This is a genomic window from Hydrogenobaculum sp. (assembly GCF_049967395.1).
In the GTDB taxonomy this organism is placed as follows: Bacteria; Aquificota; Aquificia; order Aquificales; family Aquificaceae; genus Hydrogenobaculum.
Genome location: NZ_JBMFST010000001.1, coordinates 38,048 through 57,932, shown reverse-complemented (window position 1 = coordinate 57,932; position 19,885 = coordinate 38,048). Strand labels below are relative to the sequence as shown.

Here is a 19,885-nt window from a genome sequence, read left to right as displayed (position 1 = left end):
ATTTAGTTTTTAACTTTTTGATGGTAAAATAATTGTATGAAGCTAAAAAGAACGGCACTTTTATCTTTGGGGGCATTCATAGGTTTTACGCTTTTTTATATAGGTTTAAATCAATGGCAACATGAAAAAGAATCCACTGGCAAGATAAATATAGTTACAGCTTCTCCTACTCCCAATCAAAATGCGTCTTCTGTTTTACCAAATTCTCAAGCTCAAACATCTCAACCCGCTCCAACAAACATTCAACAACCTCAAAACCCATCCACGCAAACACCTCAAAACCAAGCTATTTCTCAACCTAGTTCTTCCACTCCCAGCCCATCAGCTCAATCCCCTCAAACATCAACACCAAAACCATCTGTTCAACCCCAAAAAATAGCTAAAAAATCAAAACCAAATGCTCCAAAAACTATTACACAGATAATAAAAAATAGCCAAAAAGAGGAAAATAGCGGTAATGTTTTATTTCAAATTGGAGCTTTCAAATCTCAAGTTGCCTTGCAAAGGGCCATATCAAAGGCAAGAGCTTTAGGTTTCGAGCCCATGGTAAAGCAAGAAAAAGGTTTTTATATAGTAAGAGTAATGCTAACGAATCCAAACGAAGGTATAAAACTTTTAACAGCGTTTCCAGGCGCTTTTAGAGTCCGTTGAATCTTCTTTTCATCACAAGCTTAATGATATTTGCAAGTTGGGTAGTCCAAGGTATATCCGGCTTTGGCGGCGGGGTTTTTATGGTTACACTATTGAGCCTTGTTATGAACATAAAATCTGCTGTGCTTACGTTTTCTTTTATTCAAGCTTTAGGACCTCTTAGCATTCTTTTGGTTAGTAAAAGCTATAAACCAAACATGAGAATGATATTTTATCTGATAACTGGTTCTTTTGTTGGTATATTTCTTGGCGCACATATCTTAAAAATTATAAGCGCTACCTATATGGAGATGTTTAGTGGGTTGTTTTTTATAAGCATAGGAATCTTTGACGGTTTATCTATCTTTAAAAATGAGCTTTTAGATTTAACTTCAAAAATAGAGATAAAACATGGATTTTTCGTTGGAGTTTTGTCTGGAGTGTTCTCTGGTATAGTAGGAATAGGGGGTCCGCCAGCTGCCATATATTTGAGAAATATTGTAAAAGAGTTTGATGAGTATAGATATCTCATATCTATTTACTTTGTTTTGATGGTAGGTATAAGGCTTTTTATATACTATATACTTCACGCCTTCTCAAATGTAAGATACGAATATATAGCGTATTGGGGGGTTGCTTCAGTAATGGGGCTCTGGACGGGTAGATTTATAAGCAGATTTATAAACAAACGATATCTTAACCTAAGCGTACCGTTTTTAACAATAATATGTGGTATACTTTTGATAGCAAAAGGTTTAAAGAGTTTTTAAAAGTTTATGCCTAATGTTATTGTTTTAGAGATTTAATATGATATAATATTTATATGAACAAGAAATCTTCTTTGGAGCTCCAATGGTTAGAAGAATTGTCCAAATTGGACAGCTTTGTCATCAAAACCCCAGTCCATAAACAGGAGTTTTGGACCGAGTGGCAGGAAAAATATTCCAAAGCAAGAATGGGACGCATAGCTTCTATAAGGATGTTGAGAAAAAAAGGGTTAGATGGTGATCAAATAAGGAACTTAAGAGATACTATCAACTTTTACGATAGCGTGCTTGATTATCTAAACGAATTTAAAAACATAGCCTTAAACGTAAGGGGTTTTTTCTTTACCACTGATACTTTTGAAATAGACGACGAAGATATAGACTTAGACTTTTAAGTGGATATTCCTATATTCTTAGTAGGTTTCATGTGTAGCGGCAAAACATCTGTAGGTAGTATATTGTCCTCAAGGTTAAACTTTGCCTTTATAGATGTAGATAAAGAGATAGAGAACCGTCTTAATATGACTATAGAAGAGGTTTTTGCTAAGAAAGGAGAACCTTTTTTTAGAGATTTTGAGATAAAGACGTTAAAGGATGTTTCAAAACCAAAAAGCGTGATATCTACAGGTGGTGGTCTTGGGGCTAGGGAAGAAGCTATGGAGTTTATGAAGCAGAAAGGTTTTGTAGCTTTCTTGGATGTATCTTTTGAAGAGTTTTACAACCGTTGCAAAGATTTACCAAATAGACCACTTCTTAGGAAGTCGTTAGAGGAACTTAGAAGCTTGTATAATAGAAGATACGACATTTACAGTATGGCACATCAACGTTTTGATGCTTTTAAAAGCCCAGAAACTATAGCAGAGGATATAATAAAACACTATGAGCAATTTAAAAGAGATATCAGAGCTTGTTAAGTTTGAGCATACTATATTTGCTTTGCCTTTTGGTATAAGCGCATTTTTGTTGTTAAGCCATGGTTTTGATTTATGGAAATTTTTACTTATCATAGTGGCGATGGTGCTTGTAAGAACAGACGCAATGACTATGAATAGACTATCGGATTTGGATTTAGACAAGCTTAATCCCCGTACCAAAAACTGGCCTCATGCTAAGGGTACAGTTTCAGAGCTTGAGCTAAAGCTAATAATTTTTGTTACCTCTTACTTGTTTTTGATTGTTAGCCTTATGCTAAACAAGCTTGCTTTCTTGCTTTCTCCTATAGTGCTTTTGTCTATCTATATATATCCAAAAGCCAAAAGGTTTACATACATGCCACATATTTTTCTTGGTTTGGTTTATTTTCTTATACCTATAGGAGTAGATGTAGCTCTAAATAGCCACGTATCAGAAGAGGCTATAATACTTGGTTTTGCAATGGGATTTTGGGTGAGTGGCTTTGATATGCTTTACGCTCTTCAAGATTACGAGTTTGATTTAAAGCATGGGGTAAAATCAATAGCAGTTTGGCTTGGGAAAGAGAAAGCCATATATACCGCAAGGATATTTCATGTAATGACGTTTTTGTGTCTTTTGTGGCTTCATTTTATAGACAATAGGCTTGGAGTTGTATATCTCTTGGGTCTTGTTGGAATAGCTGGATTTTTAGTTTATGAACACAAGCTCATAAAACCAAACGACCTATCGAAGTTAAACAAAGCATTTTTTACTGTAAACGGTTATATAAGCATTGTTTTTATGCTTCTTATAACACTATCTTTATGGATTTCATAAAAGCTGAGATATTAAAGGTTGCAAAGTTAAGTTTTAAAGAGGGTTTGGTGAATTCTTTTGCTGGGAATATAAGTTATTCGTATAAAAATTTCATGTATATAACCAAGAAAGGTTCTTTTTTTGGAGATTTAACAGAACAAGATATAATAAAGGTAAATTTAAATTCAAAAAGCTATTCACCAAAAGCATCTTCTGAGTTTTCGGTTCACAAAGCCATATATACAAATACAGGTAAGAAAGCTATACTTCACACCCATCCAAAATACGCGGTTCTTGCTTCTTTTTTCTACGATAACATTGTCCCGATAGACTCGGAAGGAAAGCTTATTTTTGAAGAAGCGCCGGTGTTGGATGTCAATCCGCCGTCTGCTTCCAAAGCTTTAGAGGAAATCCTTTCTTTATATCTTAAGCAATATAACGTAGTGATAGTAAAAACCCATGGCGTTTTCGCCGCTTCAAGAACACTTATGGAAGCTTACGCTTACACTGGGGCTTTGGAGCATTCTTGTTTTATGCTTTTAAAAGCCAAAAGCATGATAAAATAAATCAATATGGATGATATAGGTAGATTTTTAGATGTGGCAAAAAACGCAGCTTTAATAGGCGGAGAAGTATTAAAAGAGTATTTTGGTAGTGTGCAAATATCTGATATAGAGGAAAAAGCCGAAAAAGATTTTGTTAGTTTTGTTGATAAAACATCCGAATCAAAGATAGTAGAGTACGTAAACTCAACGTTTAAAGACCATCAAATAGTCGGTGAAGAGGGAGCTTCTATAAACAACAGCCCTTATAAGTGGTATATAGATCCCCTAGATGGTACAAAAAATTATCTCATGGGCTTTCCTATATTCGCATGTTCAGTAGGGCTTGCTTATGAAGATGAGCCTATAGCTGGAGCGGTTTACTTGCCTTACTTTGATAAACTTTACTTTGCAGCAAAAGGTTTGGGAGCTTTTAAAAATGGGAAACCTATAAGAGTTAGCAGTAGGCGTATATTAAAGCACTGCAACATATGTTATGGGTTTCCATCTCGTTCAAAAAGAGATTTAAACAGCTATCTTCAAGCTTCAAAGGAGCTTTTTATAGAAGCCGCATCTATGAGGCGCCCCGGTGCCGCGGCGGTTGATATATGCTTTTTAGCAGAGGGTATATTTGATGGGCTTATGGAATTTGAGCTTCACCCATGGGATATATCGGGAGCTTTAATAGTGCTTTTAGAAGCAGGTGGGACTTATTCTTTAACCAACGGCCTCAAAAGTCCTACCGATATAGTGGCTTCTAACGGTTTAATACACGATTGGATGCTTGAGGTAGTGCAAAAAAATGTGGGGGTTAGCTATGAAGTATCTTGTAAGCGTTGATTTTTCAGATATCACAAATTTAGTGATAAGAAGCGCAAAAGTCTTTGCTACAAAACTAGATGCTCAGTTAGAGCTTCTTCATATAATAGCACCTTTTACATACCTTCCATACCCAGAAGGTCTTTCTATAGACATAGTAGATATGGATATTATCCAAAAAGCTGAAGAAAACGCGAAAAATTTAGCTTTGGAAAAATTGAACGCCTTGGTAGAATATCTTCAACCTGTTAAAGCTAATCCAAAAGTAATAGTAGATACACCGTTTGCTGAGATAATATCCCAAGAAGCCGAAAACAACAATATGGACGGTATATTTTTAGGTGGACACAGTAAAAACCTTATAGAAAAAATATTGGTGGGCAGCACTACTGAAGATGTTGTTAAGAACTCTAAGGTTAGCTCGGTAGTGATAAAAGCTAAGGAGATAGAGAAATTAGATCACCTTCTTGTGGCTTACGATTTTACCAACATATGCGATAAGATGCTAGATTTTATATTTGATACTTTTAAAAGCCTAAAACCAAAGATTACACTACTACATGTGGATAAAGGTATAAACATTCAGATATCTCCAGACGTATCTCAAACGTTAGAACAAAGCATAAACGATGCAAAACTAAAAAAACTAAACGATATAAAAAATAAGTTTTCTGAATTTTACAGCTTTTCATATGAAATAATAAATGACAAAGATGTAGCTAAAACGTTGGAAGAATTTGCCAACAAGATAAACCCAGATATTATATTTGTAGCCTCAAAAAGGCCTAAGCTTTTGGAAAGGATATTTGGCGGTGTTGAAGCTCTAAGGATATTAAGACAAAGTACTTATCCTTTGTACATATTTAAAACAGAGGGTTAATATGTTTAGAAAAATATTTTTATCACTTTTGTTTGCAAGCTCTTTAGGTTTGGCAAACCCATATTTTGATTATGCGATGTGTCATTATTACATAGATAACCCTCAGAAAGCTTATCCTTATTGCTCAAAAGCGCTGAAGGAACTTCCAACCCCAAGCGTGTTTGAAGATGTTATAAGTATGTACGTAAGAGCCCATTATTTAGAAGGTGCTATCTACGTGGCAAAGCTTTACAAAGATAGGTATCCAGATCTAAAAAGACCTTATATAGATTTATACACTCTTTATACCATGGCTAAAGACCATGAAAACGCAAAAAAGATATTGGAGGAAGCGCTAAGCAAATTTCCTCAGGACAATTTCTTTGCTCTAAATCTTATAACCACATACATACACGATGGAGAGATAAAAAAGGCCGAAGATATTCTAAATAGGTTTTTAGCTTTTAAAAACGAAAACGGGAAAGAGATATTTTACTATATTAGAGCACGTATAGAACTTGCACAGCAAAACAAAGAAAAGGCAATAGAGGACCTTAAAAAAGCTATAGAGTTAAAACCAAACTTTGATGAAGCCGTAGACACGTTGGCAAGTATATACGATCAAGAGGGCAAATATCAAGACGAAGAAAAACTTTACGAAGATATACTAAAAAAAGACCCATCAAATATAAGTGCATTGGAGCGATTAGGCAACCTATTTTTTAAGTTAGGCCTTAGTTACAAAGCTTCTGATATATATAAAAAACTTGCAGAACTAAATAAGAATAATCCAAACTATCAGTATCAGTATGCGGTATCGTTGCTCCAAAGCATGAGATACGATAAGGCTATATCGGTTTTAGCTCCTTTGTATAAAAAAAATCCAAACAATAAACCCATCGCTTACCTTTACGGACTAGCGTTGGAAGCTGCTCATAAACCTGTGAAAGCCCTTGAAGTATATAAAAAGCTTCTTCAAATAGATAAGAAAAATCCAAAGCTATACGAAAGAATAGCAAGTATTTTAATAGACGAAGGTAAATACAACGAGGCCATGCCTTATATAGAGAAAGGTTTAAAACTCAATCCTTTAAGCTCAAAACTTTACATATTTAAGGCTATAATAGCGGCTAGCCATCGTCATTACATAATGGCAAAAGTATACGCAGATCAATCTATAAAGCTAAATCCTCATGATTATAGAAGCTATTTTATAAGAGCTATGATTGAAGATAAGCTACATCAAATAGACAACGAGATAAATGATTTAAAAAAGGTAGTTGAGCTAAAGCCAAACGATGCAGATATGCTAAATTACTTAGGTTATACTATGCTTATTTACAACAAAGATATAAAAGAAGGGATGAAGTATGTGAAAAAAGCCGTGGAACTTTCTCCTAAAAACCCGTCCTATCTTGATAGTTTGGCTTATGGGTATTTCCTTTTGCATGACTATAAAAAGGCTTTAAAATATGAAGAAGAAGCTTACAAGCTAAATTCAAAAGATTCTGTAATTATACAACATCTTGGTATGATAAAACTTATGTTAGGGCAACCAAAAGAAGCCAAAAAGTTGTTGTTAAAAGCTCTACACATAGTAAACAAAAAAGGAGAAGAAGAACCGGGCCAAAAGAAAAAGATTCTAGAGTTTTTAAAAGAGATAAAATAAGATTATGAGGATAGAGGACTTAACAAATTTTCTAAAAGGCGGTAATCAAGAGAGAATTGTTAAAACGATAAAAGAAGATGTACCTTCTTTTGAAGATGCGTTAAAATCAGAAAACTCTCAAGAAACCAAATCAAAGTTTATTCCTTTTGTGAAAGACGGTTTTATGTCAGACAACTCTTCTTTAATAGAGATGTTTAAATTTTTTGATATGGTTAGTGCTAATCAAGATCCTTCTACTTCCTCCTCATCCTCCTCCTCCAGACAATGAACACTACAACAACTTAAAACATCTCATCACAGATAACACAAAAGAAGCTATAGGATATAGCTTTGATAGTTTGCCAAAAGACCTTAAAAGTCAAATAGAGCAAGCGGTAGATAAGGCTTCTTCCAAATACCATATTCCCAAAGAACTTATATACGCTATCATAGATCAAGAATCTTCTTTTAATCCCTACTCCGTAAATCACAACAAAGATGGCACCACGGATAGAGGGCTAATGCAGGTAAACTACGATCACAACGTAGATATAATGAAAGAGCTAAATATAAAAGATAAAAACCAACTGTTTGATGTAGATACCAACATAGAAGCTGGTGCTGCTATACTGGCTAGAGATTTTCAAAAGTATGGAAATTGGCCCACTGCTATAAAGGCTTACAACGGTATAAATGCAGACAACTGGGGTTATGTCAAATCTGTTTTATCAAAGATTAAGAAATACCAAAACGTTACATAGAAGCTGTTAAAAGTAAAGCGGGGTTTTTTTACCCGCTTTTTAAGTTTAAATTTTACTGTTGACCTGGGCAAACCTCTCTGGTTTCTGTTTTTATCAATTGTCCATGTTCGTAGTACTTTGTGGTTACAGTTTGGCAGCCGTTTGGAGCTTGCCCTTGGGGTAATGCTTGAATTGTTTGAGGGCCATTTGAATATTGGACTGGCTGATTTTGAGTAGCCGCTTGTTGAGCAGCTTGGTTTGCTATCTGGCCAAGAGTACCGCCTAATATAGCACCCATTACACCGCCTATTACACCGCCACGCCATCTGTTTGATTGGTCTAGCATTACCCCCGCTGTTGTACCAAGGATACCACCTACAGCTGCACCTTGCTGGCCGGCTGGAGATAAGCTATATTGACCAGTTTGCGCACAGGAAAAAAGCACAGCCGATAGACCGACTATACTAGCCATTCTAGCAAATCTAGCGCTTCTAAGATTCATATTTAACCTCCTTTATATAAAATTTAATATCTTTAAAACATTTTTTTATGATACCGCGGGTAAACCGCGGCTTGTAATAATTTACTTTTTCTCCATCTTTTTCATAGGTTTATGCCACATTTTTCTGTGGGGTCTGCAGGCTCTTAACTCTTTCCAGTTTTGAGCTTTTTCTACGCAAGCTTTGTGTTTTTGTAGGAAATCCATTCTCTTGTCAATCATGTGAAGAATGCGAGCCTTTACATGTTCAAATTTTTCCTGGGATTTGGTTTCCTTGGAAGCTGTTGGTTGTGCCAACACAACTCCAGACAAAAGAGCAACTCCTAATACTGCCTTTGCTATTTTCCTCATATCAATACCTCCTTAAGGTTGATGTTATAAATATAAAGCCAAATTTATGAATATTTGGTGAAAATGTTGACTATATAATCATATTTATAACTCTTGCTTATTTTTTGATAAAATTTAGTTTATAATAAAACTATGGAAGACATAAAAGCTATTGTAAAGAATGTCATAAAAGAAGGATTTGAGTTTGAGATATATGTAAGTCAGTCTAACAAAGTAAAGATTGACATAGAGGATAAGGCTATAGATAGGGTGGAAGCCTCAAAAGAACAGGGCTTGGGTATAAGGGTTATAAAAGATGGAAAAATGGGATTTTCTTATACTACGAAGCTCACTAGAAAGGACATAGAAGACTGCACTAAAATAGCGATGGATATAGCTATGTCCCAAGAGAAAGAAGATGTTTTTGAGCTTTTAAAAGAACAAAAAGAAAATAAAAATCAAATTGAGCTCTTTGATAAAGAAGGCCTTTCTAAGGATAGGCAGACAAAGATAAACAAACTTTTAGAGACAGAAGACAAGATAAAATCTTACGATCCTCGCATAGCTTTGGTTAGAGACTTATCTTACACAGAATCTACGTATTCTTATCTTATGGAAAACTCCTACGGAGTAAAAATAGAAGAAACGCTGAGCGGTTTCTTTGTGATGGGATGTGCTATAGCTAAAGATGGTGAAGATACATCATCTGGATGTTCTTATATAGCCAGTAGATTTTATGAGGATTTGGATTTTGACTTACTTTCAAAGGAAATAGCTATAAATACGGTAAGTCTTCTTAATCCTAAAAGCTTTGAAACAAAGTCGTTGCCGGTAGTTTTCTCACCAGATAGTATGGTATCTTTGCTAAGGGCATTTTCCAGCGTGTTTTTAGGAGATTCTCTTGTAAAAAATAAAACTATGTTAAAAGATAAACTACAAGAGCAAATAGCCAGTGAAGAGGTGAGCATAATAGATGACGGTACTATAAACAGGGCTTTGGGAAGCTCTCGCTTTGATGCAGACGGAAATCCAACCCAAAAAAATATAGTTGTGGAAAACGGCGTTTTTAAGATGTTTTTACACAACATATACACAGCTAAAAAATCCAACCAAGAGTCTACTGCCAACAGCGTAAGGGCTGGTTATAAATCTGTACCACAAACTGGTATTCACAACTTTTACTTGGTACCTAAAGATAATTCACTAGAGACCCTTCTAGGTGCTTATGAAGAGTGTGTATACATCACAGAGCTTATGGGTCTTCACATGGCGGATCCTATTTCTGGAAACTTTTCTTTGGGTGCTTCTGGCGTTGTTTATAAAAATGCCAAACCTATGTACGCTATAAGGGCAGTAACTGTGGCCTCGAACTTTCTTGAGCTTTTAAAAAAAATAAAATTGGTAGGAAACGACTTTAGATTTTTTGGACACGTAGGGTCTCCATCTGTGTTGGTGGAGAATATCACGATAGGGGGAATATGATATGAACCTCTTTACATCGCTTTTTGCCATGTTTTGTGCAATATTTTTTATAGTGGGGAGTTTTTATATAGCTTCAGACTATTATTATTACACAAAAGAAGAACACATATCAAAAGATATGGCAATGGCTCTGTACAGTATAAAATCAAACTCAAATCAAATAGTGCTACCATACGGCGACGATATGGTGGTGGTTGTAAGGACTCCGAACGGTGTTATAAAATCTACAAACCTTATAAACCACCCTATAGACCAAAACCTATTTCATGGGACTACCCAGAAGATAGGAAACGATACAATAATAGTAGGCATAAAGATAACGAGTTTTGGCGATATTATGACAGAGCTTTTTAGGACACCCATAGCCGTTGGTATGTTTTTGATAGGGCTTGCAATAGCAACATGGATAGTGTGGAGTCTTAGGAAAACCTTTGTAGATTATCTGGATGAAGAGTTGATAGAAAGGTTGAAGGCGTTAAGGCTTACCATAGCCACGGCAAAGATAATACCCCAGGAAAGCTCAGAAGAAGCGAAGCGTATAATAGACATAATATTAAGTTATGCAAAAGAACGCTCTAAGGAGAGCAAGTCATGAAGATTTTGGTATCGTCTTTTGATAGGCTTTTAATAGAAAAGCTACAATATCTTCTTTCGGGAGAGAACGTTATTTTTGTGAAAAACGGCGAGGAAGCTATAAGAAATGCACCAAAAGATATAGATATAATAATTTACGATGCGGTATCTGGTCTTGTGTCTGAAAACGATTTAAACTCTTTATTTGAAAAAGCTTATAGAAACTCAAAATACATTGTGCTGATGGATGACCTTTTCCCCATAGACCCAGATAATCTAAAAATACCTGGTAAAATCATTATATCAAGGGACAGAGAGCTGTCTGTTTTACCAGAACTTATAAAAAAATACAAAGAACTTACGATTGCATCAAATATAAATGCTTCAAGAAATGAATCCATAAACGAACACCATTTAAAAAGCCAGAGAAACTATGGACATTCTCAGGAGCCTCATACAGGTGTTGAAATATCTGTAATATCAAGAGATAAAGAGCTATTAGACAACATAAAAAGAGCTTTAGAAGATATAGCTTATATAAAAATATTTTCGCCAGAACAAATAAATAAAGACGATATACTTAATTCAGATATCATAATATACGATACCACAGAAGGCGTATCGGCGGCAAGAGAGCTTATAAACATGTATCAAAATGCAGATATACCTGTTATCATTGTCTTAGATGATATGTTTCCTATAGATATAAGCCGTATTCCTATTGTCAAAAAAGTGGGCATTATAAAAACAGAGATAAAAAATTCTTTAAAAACAATAGTTTTAAAGCTTATATCAGAATATAATATTAGTTCAAGAAAGGCTAAGAAAGGATTAGATAAAATATCGGAGGTTTTGGCTATGGATTCTTCAAAAAGCCATTTAAAAGATATTATAGTAGATGTACTAAAGGAAGAGATAAGGAATTCTGTAAGAGAGTCTTTGTCTGGTATAGATTTTAAAGAGCTTGCAAAAGACGCTATTCAATCTCAAATAGCTACTGAGGATATAAAATCGCTTATGCTAAACAGCGTCAACGAAATAGTAAACAACATGAGAAATGAAATTATGAATATAGCCACAAAAGAAATAGAAACAGCTATAAAAGAAGAAGATATAAAGGCTATAATAAGAGAGATTACCACTACAATATTAAAAGAGCGCATAGATAGCCTCTTAGCATAATAGTTATGAAAAGACTTATATTGGCTGAAAAACCATCTGTAGCAAGAGATATAGCTTCGGCTTTATGTAAAAGCCTAAATAAGGATGCTTCAAAGAAAGGTTATTTTGAATGTGAAGAAAAAAACTTATATATCACTTGGGCCATAGGGCATTTGGTGGAGATAGACGATGAGATAGCCCCAAGAAAGTGGAGCTTAGAAACACTTCCAATACTACCGGAGACTTTCAAATATAAGGTTATAGATAAAACTTCAAATCAGTTTAAAGTGATATCTAAGCTTTTAAAAGAAGTAGACGAAGTAGTGATCGCCACAGATGCCGGAAGAGAAGGTGAGTTGATAGCAAGGCTTATTTTGATGTTAAACCACTTTAAAGGTTCTGTAAAAAGGTTTTGGACATCAGATGCTCTTACAAAAGAAGTCATTATAAGGGAGATGGAAAATTTAAAAGATGCTTCGTTGTTTGATAGCTTATATTACTCTGCTTTGGCTCGTTCCCACGCTGATTGGATAGTGGGTATAAATCTTACAAGGCTTATGACGGTAAAAGCAGGGGGTGGCGTATGGTCTGTGGGTAGGGTACAGACTCCTACCCTAAAGCTTATAGTGGATAGATACAAAGAGTTTAAGGATTTTATACCCAAAGAATACTATGTAATAAAAGCTATCTTTAGTCCATTTAAGACTTCTGATTGTAATGATTGTTTAGATACCACATCTAAATCTTATACAGGATTTTTAGTGTTAGACAAAGTTCAAGAGAAAATTTATAAAACGTTGAAAGACGCTTTAGAAGAGGAAGAACCAGAAAAGATCACAAGCGCTCCAAAGTCTAAGTATTTTACACCGCTTTTAAAAGAATCAAAAGATCAAATAATGGAAAAATTAGAAAAAGTTAAAGAGGGTATCGTAAAAGATGTAAAAATCACTAAAAGAAAGGAAAATCCACCGCTTTTACACTCTTTGACATCTTTGCAAAGAGAAGCCAACAGAATATATGGATACTCTTCTATGAGAACGTTAAATATAGCTCAGAAGCTCTACGAATCTTACAAGTGTTTATCTTACCCAAGAACAGACTCAAACTATCTTGGAGAGGATCAAGAAACCAAAAATCTTGTTAAAAATATTTTAAAGAAGCTGGTTGATAAAGATACCTACGAATTTTTATCAAAGAATATAAACAAAGTTGGTAAGAGGGTATTTGATAGCTCAAAACTTACAGACCATCATGCTTTAATACCTTTTGGACCTATACCAGAAGATGCTTCTGTTGAAGAAAAAAATATATACAACCTTGTTTTTAGGCGATTTGTGGGCGCTTTTATGGAACCTTACGAATACGCTATTATTACTATAAAAACGCTTTTGGGCGAGTTTGCTTTTATATCAAACATAAATATAGAAACGTTAACGAAGGAAGAGTATCAAAAGACATATTTATCTTTATATAAACCTTACAAGGAAACCTTGGCAGACTTGTCTCAAGATGAAGATATAAACAGCGGTATATCCAAGAATATAGATTTTGATTATATTAAAAGCCTGAAACCAGATGATAGGGTTTGCAAAAAATCTTTGGAAGCTTTACAAAAGTTTACCAAGCCACCAGCTCTTTACACAGAAGGTACACTCCTTAGAGTTATGGAAAAGCTAGGTCTTGGTACCCCGGCTACGAGGGCTTCTATAATAGAGACGCTTTTAGAAAGAAAGTACATATCAAGAGTAGATAAATCTTTATTGCCTACGTTAAAAGGAGAGGAGCTTATAAAATCTCTAAGAGATAGCGATGTATCTAAACCAGAGATGACTACCACATGGGAAGAAGAGCTGGAAAGAATATACAAAGAGCGAAAATCAAAAGAGGGTTATATAAGGTTTATGCACAACATAAAAGAATTTGTATCAGATAACATAGATAGGCTTAAGTTTGTAGAAATGAAAAGAGTGCCGATGGCTACAAAGAAGATGATAGAATTTGCAAGGTCTTTGGCAAGGGCAAAGAATATAAAACCGCCCCATTCTACGGATTATGAAACTATAAAAGCTTTTATAGAAGAGCATAACCCTAAGAAAGAGGAGAAAACCGAAGAAAACACCAATGGCTATGCACCTCCTACAGAAAAACAAATTGCTTTTGCAAAATCTTTAGCGGAGAAGTTAAACCAAGAAATACCAGAGGATGCTTACGTTTCTACGAAAACAATGTCGGAGTGGATAAAAAACGCCATTAAACAAACAGGTTATAGAAAATCTTATAGAAGGGGCAAGAAATGACTATAAAAGATATACAAGAACTAAAAACAAAAATAGACCAGCTTAAAATACTTTACAAACAAGGTAAAACAGATGTAGAAAAAGAGTTGAGAGCTTTTCAAAGAGAATTAAAACAAATATCAAAAGAGTTTTGTAAAAATTTAAGCCCGTGGGATAGAGTAAGCATAGCAAGACACAACGAAAGGCCTCAGACTTTAGATTATATAAAAGCTATTTTTAAGGACTTTGTAGAGCTTCATGGGGATAGATGCTATGGAGATGACCCCGCCATAATATCTGGGTTTGCGAAGTTTTACAACAAAAGCGTATGCATAATAGGACATCAAAAAGGAAGAGATACGAAGGATAAGATATATAGAAACTTTGGTATGGCTCATCCAGAGGGTTATAGAAAAGCCCAGAGGATAATGAAGCTAGCTGAGAAATTTCAAATACCGGTAATAACTTTTGTGGATACGGCAGGTGCTTATCCTGGTATAGGGGCTGAAGAAAGAGGTCAAGCCCAAGCTATAGCCACAAGCATAGAGTTAATGGGAAGTCTAAAAACACATATTATAACCATCATAATAGGAGAAGGTGGTTCTGGTGGTGCTTTAGCTTTGGCGGTGGCCGATAAAGTGCTTATGCTTGAAAACGCTTGGTATTCTGTAATATCACCAGAAGGTTGTGCGGCTATTCTCTACAAAGATCAGTCAAAAGTCCAAGAGGCCACAAAATCTCTTAAGATAACAGCTCAGGATTTGTATGAGCTAGGTGTAATAGATTGTATAATACCAGAGCCCTACTGCGGGGCTCATATGTCTCATAGGCTTACGTTTTTTAATGTAAAGTTCTTCTTACGAAAAGCCCTAAACGAAGTATTGAAATACAATATAAACGAGATAGTGCAAAAAAGACAAGATCGCTATCTAAATATAGGCTTTTACGAAAACGCTTAAGTGTTAATCTCTATGCCATTTTACCCTTAGAAAATGAGCCCCTTCTTGATATTGTAGCTCTAGTTTGCCTTTGTAAGCTTTGTGTACAGCTTCTCCTATGCGTCTTGCTATATGCTCGTAAGTGGTTTTGATTGTTATGTTGTCGCCGTTTTCCTCTATTAGGGCTATCCTTTCTAAGGGTCTTAGATTTTTCTCTTTTTCTTCTTCATTTCTTACAAGATTCATTATTTCTTCTTTATGAGTTTTTAGGAAATCACCGCTTAACTCTACTATACCACCGTAATACTTATCTTGAATTCTTCTGCAGGCTGGACATATCATCTTTTTTGCATTTTTTGGAGCTTCTTCCCACTTAAATGTTCCGTCCCTAAAGACCACTCCACACACTTCGCATACAGACGGCTCTTCGTACTTTTCTTTGTTAAAGTAAGGATCGTGAATGTACTCTTCTATCATCCTGTCTTTTCTGTTGTTCATACTATATACCTCCTTTTAAATATCATCTTTCTTCTCTAGCTACGCCACGTTTTGAGCTTTTAATAAAATCCACAAACATAAGGGCATACTTGTTGTCCTTGTATAAAGAGAGGACTTCTTCAATGGCATCTTTTTTTAGCTTTTGGCTTCTAAAAATTATTTTATAAACATGCTTTATAATCTCTATATCTTCTTTGGAAAAACCTCTTCTTTCCAGACCTATCGTGTTTATTCCATAAAGCTTAGCGTGAGGGCCAGCCGCTTTTACAAAGGGTGGAATATCCAAAGATACTCCGCTGAGTCCACCCACCATAGCATAGGCCCCTATTTTTGTGTGTTGATGAGCTGCCGAAAGCCCTCCTACAAAAGCGTACTCGCCTACTTCTACATGTCCCCCCAGCGTAGCGCAATTCGCCATAATGACACCATCTTTTACCACACAATCGTGAGCTACGTGCGTATAAGCCATAAGAAAAACGTTTGCACCGATTGTAGTTTTCTTCTTATCAAAAGTGGTTCCTCTATGTATTGTGACGTATTCTCTTATAATGGTATTTTCACCTATTTCTACGATAGAACCCTCGCCGTTATCTTTTAGATGTTGAGGGTCTTCGCCTATTATGGCTCCATCGTATATCTTTACGTTGTCTTTTATGATGGTGCCTTTTCTTATAAGTACTTTGTTCTTTATCTTTACGTTGTTTCCTATCTTTACACCATCTTCTATGATGCAAAATTCCCCTATTTCTACATTTAAACCTATTTCAGCTTTTGAGCTTATTATAGATGTCTTCATAAGTCTATAATTTTACCATATATTTAATGAAGGGTATAAAAGTTTAGATAAATTTCTAAGCTTAGCCTTTACCTCTTCCACGTCTTTTGCAACAACGTTTATATGTCCTAATTTTCTGCCATCCCTAGGTGTTTTTCTATACCAATAAAGGCTAGAGCCTTCTAAGGACAATATGCTATCTTTTAGTTCTTTTGTAAGATTGATATTGCCTATTATGTTTATCATTCCCCCTTGGGTTATAAGAGAAGGGGAGTATATTGGCATGTCTAACATTGTTCTTAAAAGCAGTTCAAACTGGGAATATTCGGCATCGTTTAACGTGTGGTGTCCAGTATTGTGGACTCTTGGAGCAAATTCGTTTATATAAACGTCTTTAGCTTTTACGAAAAACTCCACCGCTAAAACGCCTTTTTTTATACCAAGAGCTTTTAAAAGCCTTGAGGTTATAGCCTTGGCTTTTTCTTGTACCTCGTTTGTAAAAACATCTGTATGGTTGTACAGCAATATACCGTTTTTATGTATATTTTTTGTCATTGGCATGAAAACGATCCTATCTTTTGATATACCAGCTATTAAAGACATTTCAAAATCAAAATAACAAAACTCCTCTATTAAAAATGTATCTTTAGAGTCCTTTAACTTATCTTTTAAAAGCTGCAAATCGTCTCTTGTGTGTATTGTATACTGCCCTTTACCATCGTAGCCGTTTGATATTGTTTTTACCACCACTTCTTTGTTCAAACTTTCTACTATTTCAAAAAGTTCGTCTTTATTTTTAGCTTCGTAAAAAGGAACCACTGGGAAGTTGTGGTCTTTCAAGAATTTTTTTTCTAAAAGTCTGTTTTGTTTTAACTCTATTGGTTTTACGCCAGGATAAAGTTTATCAAGTAGTTTTTTACAATCAAATATCTTTTTATCAAAATGCTCAAACTCATAGGTTATCACATCACTAAAAGCTGCAAACTCTTCCACTTCATTTTCTTTGAAAACATGTTTAGTTACGTGAGAGGCTGGGGAATCTCCCTCAAAAGATAAGACAGCAAAATCTATATCCATCATGAGTCCTTCCATAACGCTCATCATGGCAAGCTGTCCATCGCCTATTATACCAATTCTCATAATATAATATTATAGCATTGTAAGACTGCGTTAATACCTCTAGTGAGGAATTAATTACATGACCCTGAAAATGTGTTATAATTTTTTGGTTATCTGTTTCGCTGTGTATTGAACTAATACACTATATTTGTAGTTTGTGTATTATAATAGTAGTTATGAAAAATTTTATATTTGTATTAGGATTGGTTGGGGTTTTGTGTTTGGCTTTTGGTGGTGAGAAAGATACCCATCAAGTTATATACCAGACAATATATCAAAAGCGAGTGGCAGCTGAGCCTAAGGTACCAGCGTCAAATCAACCAGCTTACATACAACAATCTTATAGCAGAGAATATTATTATAAATCATGTATGATGGGCCATGAAAAGCCAATAACAAGTGTGGATGAGATGGCTAAGTATATAGCAAATCAGTTGGTTTGTAGTGAGCTTACACCTATAAGAGCTCCAATAGGCGTATCTGTGATAGTTGATTTAAATAAATTACATCAAACCACCGATTTTGGAAGGCTTTTATCTGAAGATTTGATATCCCAACTTCAAAGGAAGAATATGGCGGTTATAGATATAAGGGCTCAAACCTTTATGCTCATAAATCCAGAAGGTGAATTTTATTTATCAAGAAATATAAATAATTTAAGAAAAGAATACAAGATAGGTTATGTATTGGTGGGCACATATTCTGTAGGTGATTACTCAACATCTGTAAATGCCAGAATAATAGATGCCTCAAACGGCCTAGTGGTAGCCACAGCTCACGCATCTATACCTACTCAAATAATAAGCGATTTGCTCTACAACTCCTCTCAATCTGTGCCAGAGCTTCAGATAAGAAGTTCTTCGATGGCGCCTTCTTATCAAAATGTGGCTCAAGCTACTCCTCCGCCAGCGGTTGTACCACAAGTAAAACAGCAATCTCCTGGAAACTCCAAAAAATAATCTATAGCCGGTGTAGCTCAGTCGGCAGAGCGAGGCATTCGTAATGCCTAGGTCGTGGGTTCGAGTCCCATCGCCGGCTTTTGTTGATTTCAAAATATAAACATGCTATAATAGTAAAAACTTTTAAAAGGTGGCAGGTATGAAAGAAGGAAAAGTGGTTCAAGTAATAGGAGCGGTTTTAGACGTAGAATTTGACACAGAAGAACTCCCCCCAATAAGACACGGGCTTGTTATGGACAGAAGATTTATGGGGGACAACGACGAATGGCTTACTGAAAAGCTTTACTTAGAAGTGGCTCAGCACATCGGAGAAAAAAGAGTAAGAGCTATAGCTATGGGACCTACGGACGGTATACAAAGAGGTGCCAAAGTTCAATATTTAGGTGGCCCTATAAAGATACCAGTTGGTGATGGAATATTGGGAAGAGTTTTTAATGTAGTAGGACAACCCATTGATGAAGCTGGCGATGTAAAAGCCACAGACCATTGGCCTATGTTTAGAGATCCACCACCTCTTACAGAACAATCCACAAAGGTAGAAATACTTGAAACCGGTATAAAAGTTATAGATTTGTTAGAGCCCTATGTGAAGGGTGGTAAAGTAGGTTTGTTCGGTGGTGCTGGTGTTGGTAAAACTGTTTTAATGCAAGAGTTGATACACAATATAGCAAAATTTCACAAAGGTTATTCTGTTGTTATAGGTGTTGGTGAGCGCACCCGTGAAGGTAACGACCTTTGGCATGAAATGAAAGACTCTGGTGTTTTACCTTATACCGTTATGGTTTATGGGCAGATGAACGAGCCACCGGGCGTTAGGTTTAGAGTGGCTCAAACAGGCATCACAATGGCTGAATATTTTAGAGATATCCAGGGTCAAGATGTTTTGACGTTTATAGACAACATATTTAGATTTGTGCAAGCTGGTTCTGAAGTTTCTACGCTTTTGGGAAGATTGCCATCTGCCGTTGGATACCAACCTACGCTAAACACAGACGTTGGTGAAGTGCAAGAGCGTATTACTTCTACCAAAAAAGGCTCTATAACCTCTGTACAGGCAGTTTACGTGCCGGCTGACGACATCACAGACCCAGCTCCTTACTCTATATTTGCCCATTTGGATGCTACTACTGTTTTGGCTCGTAGGTTAACAGAGCTAGGTATATATCCAGCTATAGATCCCCTTGAGTCCACATCTAAATATTTGGCTCCAGAGTTTGTAGGTCAAGAGCATTACAACGTGGCTATGGAAGTAAAGCGTATACTACAAAGATACAAAGAACTTCAAGAAATTATAGCCATACTTGGTATGGAAGAATTATCCGATGAAGATAAGGCTATAGTAAACAGGGCTCGTCGTATACAAAAGTTTTTATCGCAACGCTTTCACGTAGCAGAACAATTTACCGGTATGCCTGGTTCTTACGTAAAGCTTGAAGATACAATAAGAAGCTTTAAAGAAATATTGAGCGGAAAATACGATGACTTACCAGAAAACGCCTTCTATATGGTAGGAAGCATAGATGAAGCTATAGAAAAAGCTAAGAAAATGTAATATATTAT

General features: G+C 35.6%; 23 protein-coding genes and 1 tRNA gene. 19 read left to right on the top strand and 5 right to left on the bottom strand.

What is annotated here, in order from left to right:
• Positions 1–36: 36 nt before the first annotated feature.
• From ACP5S8_RS00340 to ACP5S8_RS00290, 11 genes are read left to right on the top strand one after another with little or no spacing between them, the layout of a single operon-like run.
• Complete coding sequence (locus tag ACP5S8_RS00340; RefSeq protein ID WP_461875253.1) at positions 37–651, top strand: SPOR domain-containing protein; 615 nt, start codon at positions 37–39, stop codon at positions 649–651.
• A gap of 23 nt (positions 652–674) precedes the next feature.
• A complete protein-coding gene (locus ACP5S8_RS00335; RefSeq protein ID WP_461875252.1) occupies positions 675–1,400 on the top strand; it encodes a sulfite exporter TauE/SafE family protein in 726 nt (241 codons plus the stop codon).
• Positions 1,401–1,453: 53 nt separating this feature from the next.
• Positions 1,454–1,792 (top strand): hypothetical protein, encoded by a 339-nt coding sequence (locus ACP5S8_RS00330; protein ID WP_461870342.1) that lies wholly within the window; start codon positions 1,454–1,456, stop codon positions 1,790–1,792.
• Positions 1,793–2,311: a shikimate kinase gene (locus tag ACP5S8_RS00325; RefSeq protein ID WP_461875251.1), complete on the top strand. Its 519-nt coding sequence runs from the start codon at positions 1,793–1,795 to the stop codon at positions 2,309–2,311.
• Positions 2,277–3,128, top strand: coding sequence for a 4-hydroxybenzoate octaprenyltransferase (locus ACP5S8_RS00320; protein ID WP_461870344.1), 852 nt, complete (start codon positions 2,277–2,279; stop codon positions 3,126–3,128). Before ACP5S8_RS00325 ends, ACP5S8_RS00320 begins: the two co-directional genes overlap by 35 nt.
• Positions 3,116–3,673: a class II aldolase/adducin family protein gene (locus ACP5S8_RS00315; RefSeq protein ID WP_461875250.1), complete on the top strand. Its 558-nt coding sequence runs from the start codon at positions 3,116–3,118 to the stop codon at positions 3,671–3,673. Before ACP5S8_RS00320 ends, ACP5S8_RS00315 begins: the two co-directional genes overlap by 13 nt.
• A 6-nt stretch (positions 3,674–3,679) precedes the next feature.
• Positions 3,680–4,489 carry an inositol monophosphatase family protein gene (locus tag ACP5S8_RS00310; RefSeq protein ID WP_461875249.1) on the top strand — a complete coding sequence of 270 codons (810 nt, stop codon included), beginning with the start codon at positions 3,680–3,682 and terminating at the stop codon, positions 4,487–4,489.
• The gene (locus ACP5S8_RS00305) at positions 4,467–5,348 is read left to right on the top strand and encodes a universal stress protein (protein ID WP_461870347.1); all 882 of its coding nucleotides are present in this window, start codon (positions 4,467–4,469) and stop codon (positions 5,346–5,348) included. Before ACP5S8_RS00310 ends, ACP5S8_RS00305 begins: the two co-directional genes overlap by 23 nt.
• Position 5,349: 1 nt before the next feature.
• Positions 5,350–6,996, top strand: coding sequence for a tetratricopeptide repeat protein (locus ACP5S8_RS00300; RefSeq protein ID WP_461870348.1), 1,647 nt, complete (start codon positions 5,350–5,352; stop codon positions 6,994–6,996).
• 4 nt (positions 6,997–7,000) lie between these two features.
• Positions 7,001–7,264 (top strand): hypothetical protein, encoded by a 264-nt coding sequence (locus ACP5S8_RS00295; protein ID WP_461875248.1) that lies wholly within the window; start codon positions 7,001–7,003, stop codon positions 7,262–7,264.
• Entirely contained in the window at positions 7,200–7,736 is a 537-nt protein-coding gene (locus ACP5S8_RS00290; protein WP_461875247.1) for a lytic transglycosylase domain-containing protein, read from the top strand. The genes ACP5S8_RS00295 and ACP5S8_RS00290 overlap by 65 nt, the downstream gene beginning before the upstream one ends.
• Before the next feature lie 52 nt (positions 7,737–7,788).
• Here ACP5S8_RS00290 and ACP5S8_RS00285 read toward each other — a convergent pair whose 3' ends face one another.
• The gene (locus ACP5S8_RS00285) at positions 7,789–8,217 is read right to left on the bottom strand and encodes a glycine zipper 2TM domain-containing protein (protein WP_461875246.1); all 429 of its coding nucleotides are present in this window, start codon (positions 8,215–8,217) and stop codon (positions 7,789–7,791) included.
• Between the two features lie 81 nt (positions 8,218–8,298).
• A complete protein-coding gene (locus ACP5S8_RS00280) occupies positions 8,299–8,565 on the bottom strand; it encodes a hypothetical protein (protein WP_461870351.1) in 267 nt (88 codons plus the stop codon).
• A 132-nt stretch (positions 8,566–8,697) separates the two neighbouring features.
• Here ACP5S8_RS00280 and ACP5S8_RS00275 point away from each other — a divergent pair, with 132 nt between their 5' ends.
• The 5 genes from ACP5S8_RS00275 to ACP5S8_RS00255 are packed head-to-tail and all read left to right on the top strand — an operon-like array spanning position 8,698 to position 14,995.
• On the top strand, positions 8,698–10,026 hold the full coding sequence (locus ACP5S8_RS00275) for a TldD/PmbA family protein (RefSeq protein WP_461875245.1): 1,329 nt from the start codon (positions 8,698–8,700) through the stop codon (positions 10,024–10,026).
• Between the two features lies 1 nt (position 10,027).
• Positions 10,028–10,621 (top strand): hypothetical protein, encoded by a 594-nt coding sequence (locus ACP5S8_RS00270; protein ID WP_461870353.1) that lies wholly within the window; start codon positions 10,028–10,030, stop codon positions 10,619–10,621.
• Complete coding sequence (locus tag ACP5S8_RS00265) at positions 10,618–11,781, top strand: hypothetical protein (protein ID WP_461875244.1); 1,164 nt, start codon at positions 10,618–10,620, stop codon at positions 11,779–11,781. The genes ACP5S8_RS00270 and ACP5S8_RS00265 overlap by 4 nt, the downstream gene beginning before the upstream one ends.
• Before the next feature lie 5 nt (positions 11,782–11,786).
• Complete coding sequence (locus ACP5S8_RS00260) at positions 11,787–14,057, top strand: DNA topoisomerase (protein WP_461870355.1); 2,271 nt, start codon at positions 11,787–11,789, stop codon at positions 14,055–14,057.
• Positions 14,054–14,995, top strand: coding sequence for an acetyl-CoA carboxylase carboxyltransferase subunit alpha (locus ACP5S8_RS00255; protein WP_461875243.1), 942 nt, complete (start codon positions 14,054–14,056; stop codon positions 14,993–14,995). The genes ACP5S8_RS00260 and ACP5S8_RS00255 overlap by 4 nt, the downstream gene beginning before the upstream one ends.
• Positions 14,996–14,998: 3 nt before the next feature.
• On the opposite strand, the gene ACP5S8_RS00250 is transcribed toward ACP5S8_RS00255, so the two are convergent.
• The 3 genes from ACP5S8_RS00250 to ACP5S8_RS00240 are packed head-to-tail and all read right to left on the bottom strand — an operon-like array spanning position 14,999 to position 17,387.
• Positions 14,999–15,472, bottom strand: a complete 474-nt coding sequence (locus ACP5S8_RS00250; protein WP_461875242.1) for a BCAM0308 family protein — start codon at positions 15,470–15,472, stop codon at positions 14,999–15,001.
• A 22-nt stretch (positions 15,473–15,494) separates the two neighbouring features.
• Positions 15,495–16,268, bottom strand: coding sequence for an acyl-ACP--UDP-N-acetylglucosamine O-acyltransferase (gene lpxA, locus ACP5S8_RS00245; protein ID WP_461870696.1), 774 nt, complete (start codon positions 16,266–16,268; stop codon positions 15,495–15,497).
• A 12-nt stretch (positions 16,269–16,280) separates the two neighbouring features.
• Positions 16,281–17,387 (bottom strand): 5-(carboxyamino)imidazole ribonucleotide synthase, encoded by a 1,107-nt coding sequence (locus ACP5S8_RS00240; protein WP_461875241.1) that lies wholly within the window; start codon positions 17,385–17,387, stop codon positions 16,281–16,283.
• Positions 17,388–17,542: 155 nt separating this feature from the next.
• Here ACP5S8_RS00240 and ACP5S8_RS00235 point away from each other — a divergent pair, with 155 nt between their 5' ends.
• The 3 genes from ACP5S8_RS00235 (at position 17,543) to atpD (ending at position 19,877) form a co-directional block, all read left to right on the top strand.
• Entirely contained in the window at positions 17,543–18,325 is a 783-nt protein-coding gene (locus ACP5S8_RS00235) for a FlgO family outer membrane protein (protein WP_461875240.1), read from the top strand.
• Positions 18,326–18,331: 6 nt separating this feature from the next.
• Positions 18,332–18,404, top strand: a tRNA-Thr gene (locus ACP5S8_RS00230).
• 60 nt (positions 18,405–18,464) lie between these two features.
• Positions 18,465–19,877, top strand: a complete 1,413-nt coding sequence (gene atpD, locus ACP5S8_RS00225) for a F0F1 ATP synthase subunit beta (protein ID WP_461870699.1) — start codon at positions 18,465–18,467, stop codon at positions 19,875–19,877.
• The last annotated feature ends 8 nt before the right edge of the window (positions 19,878–19,885 follow it).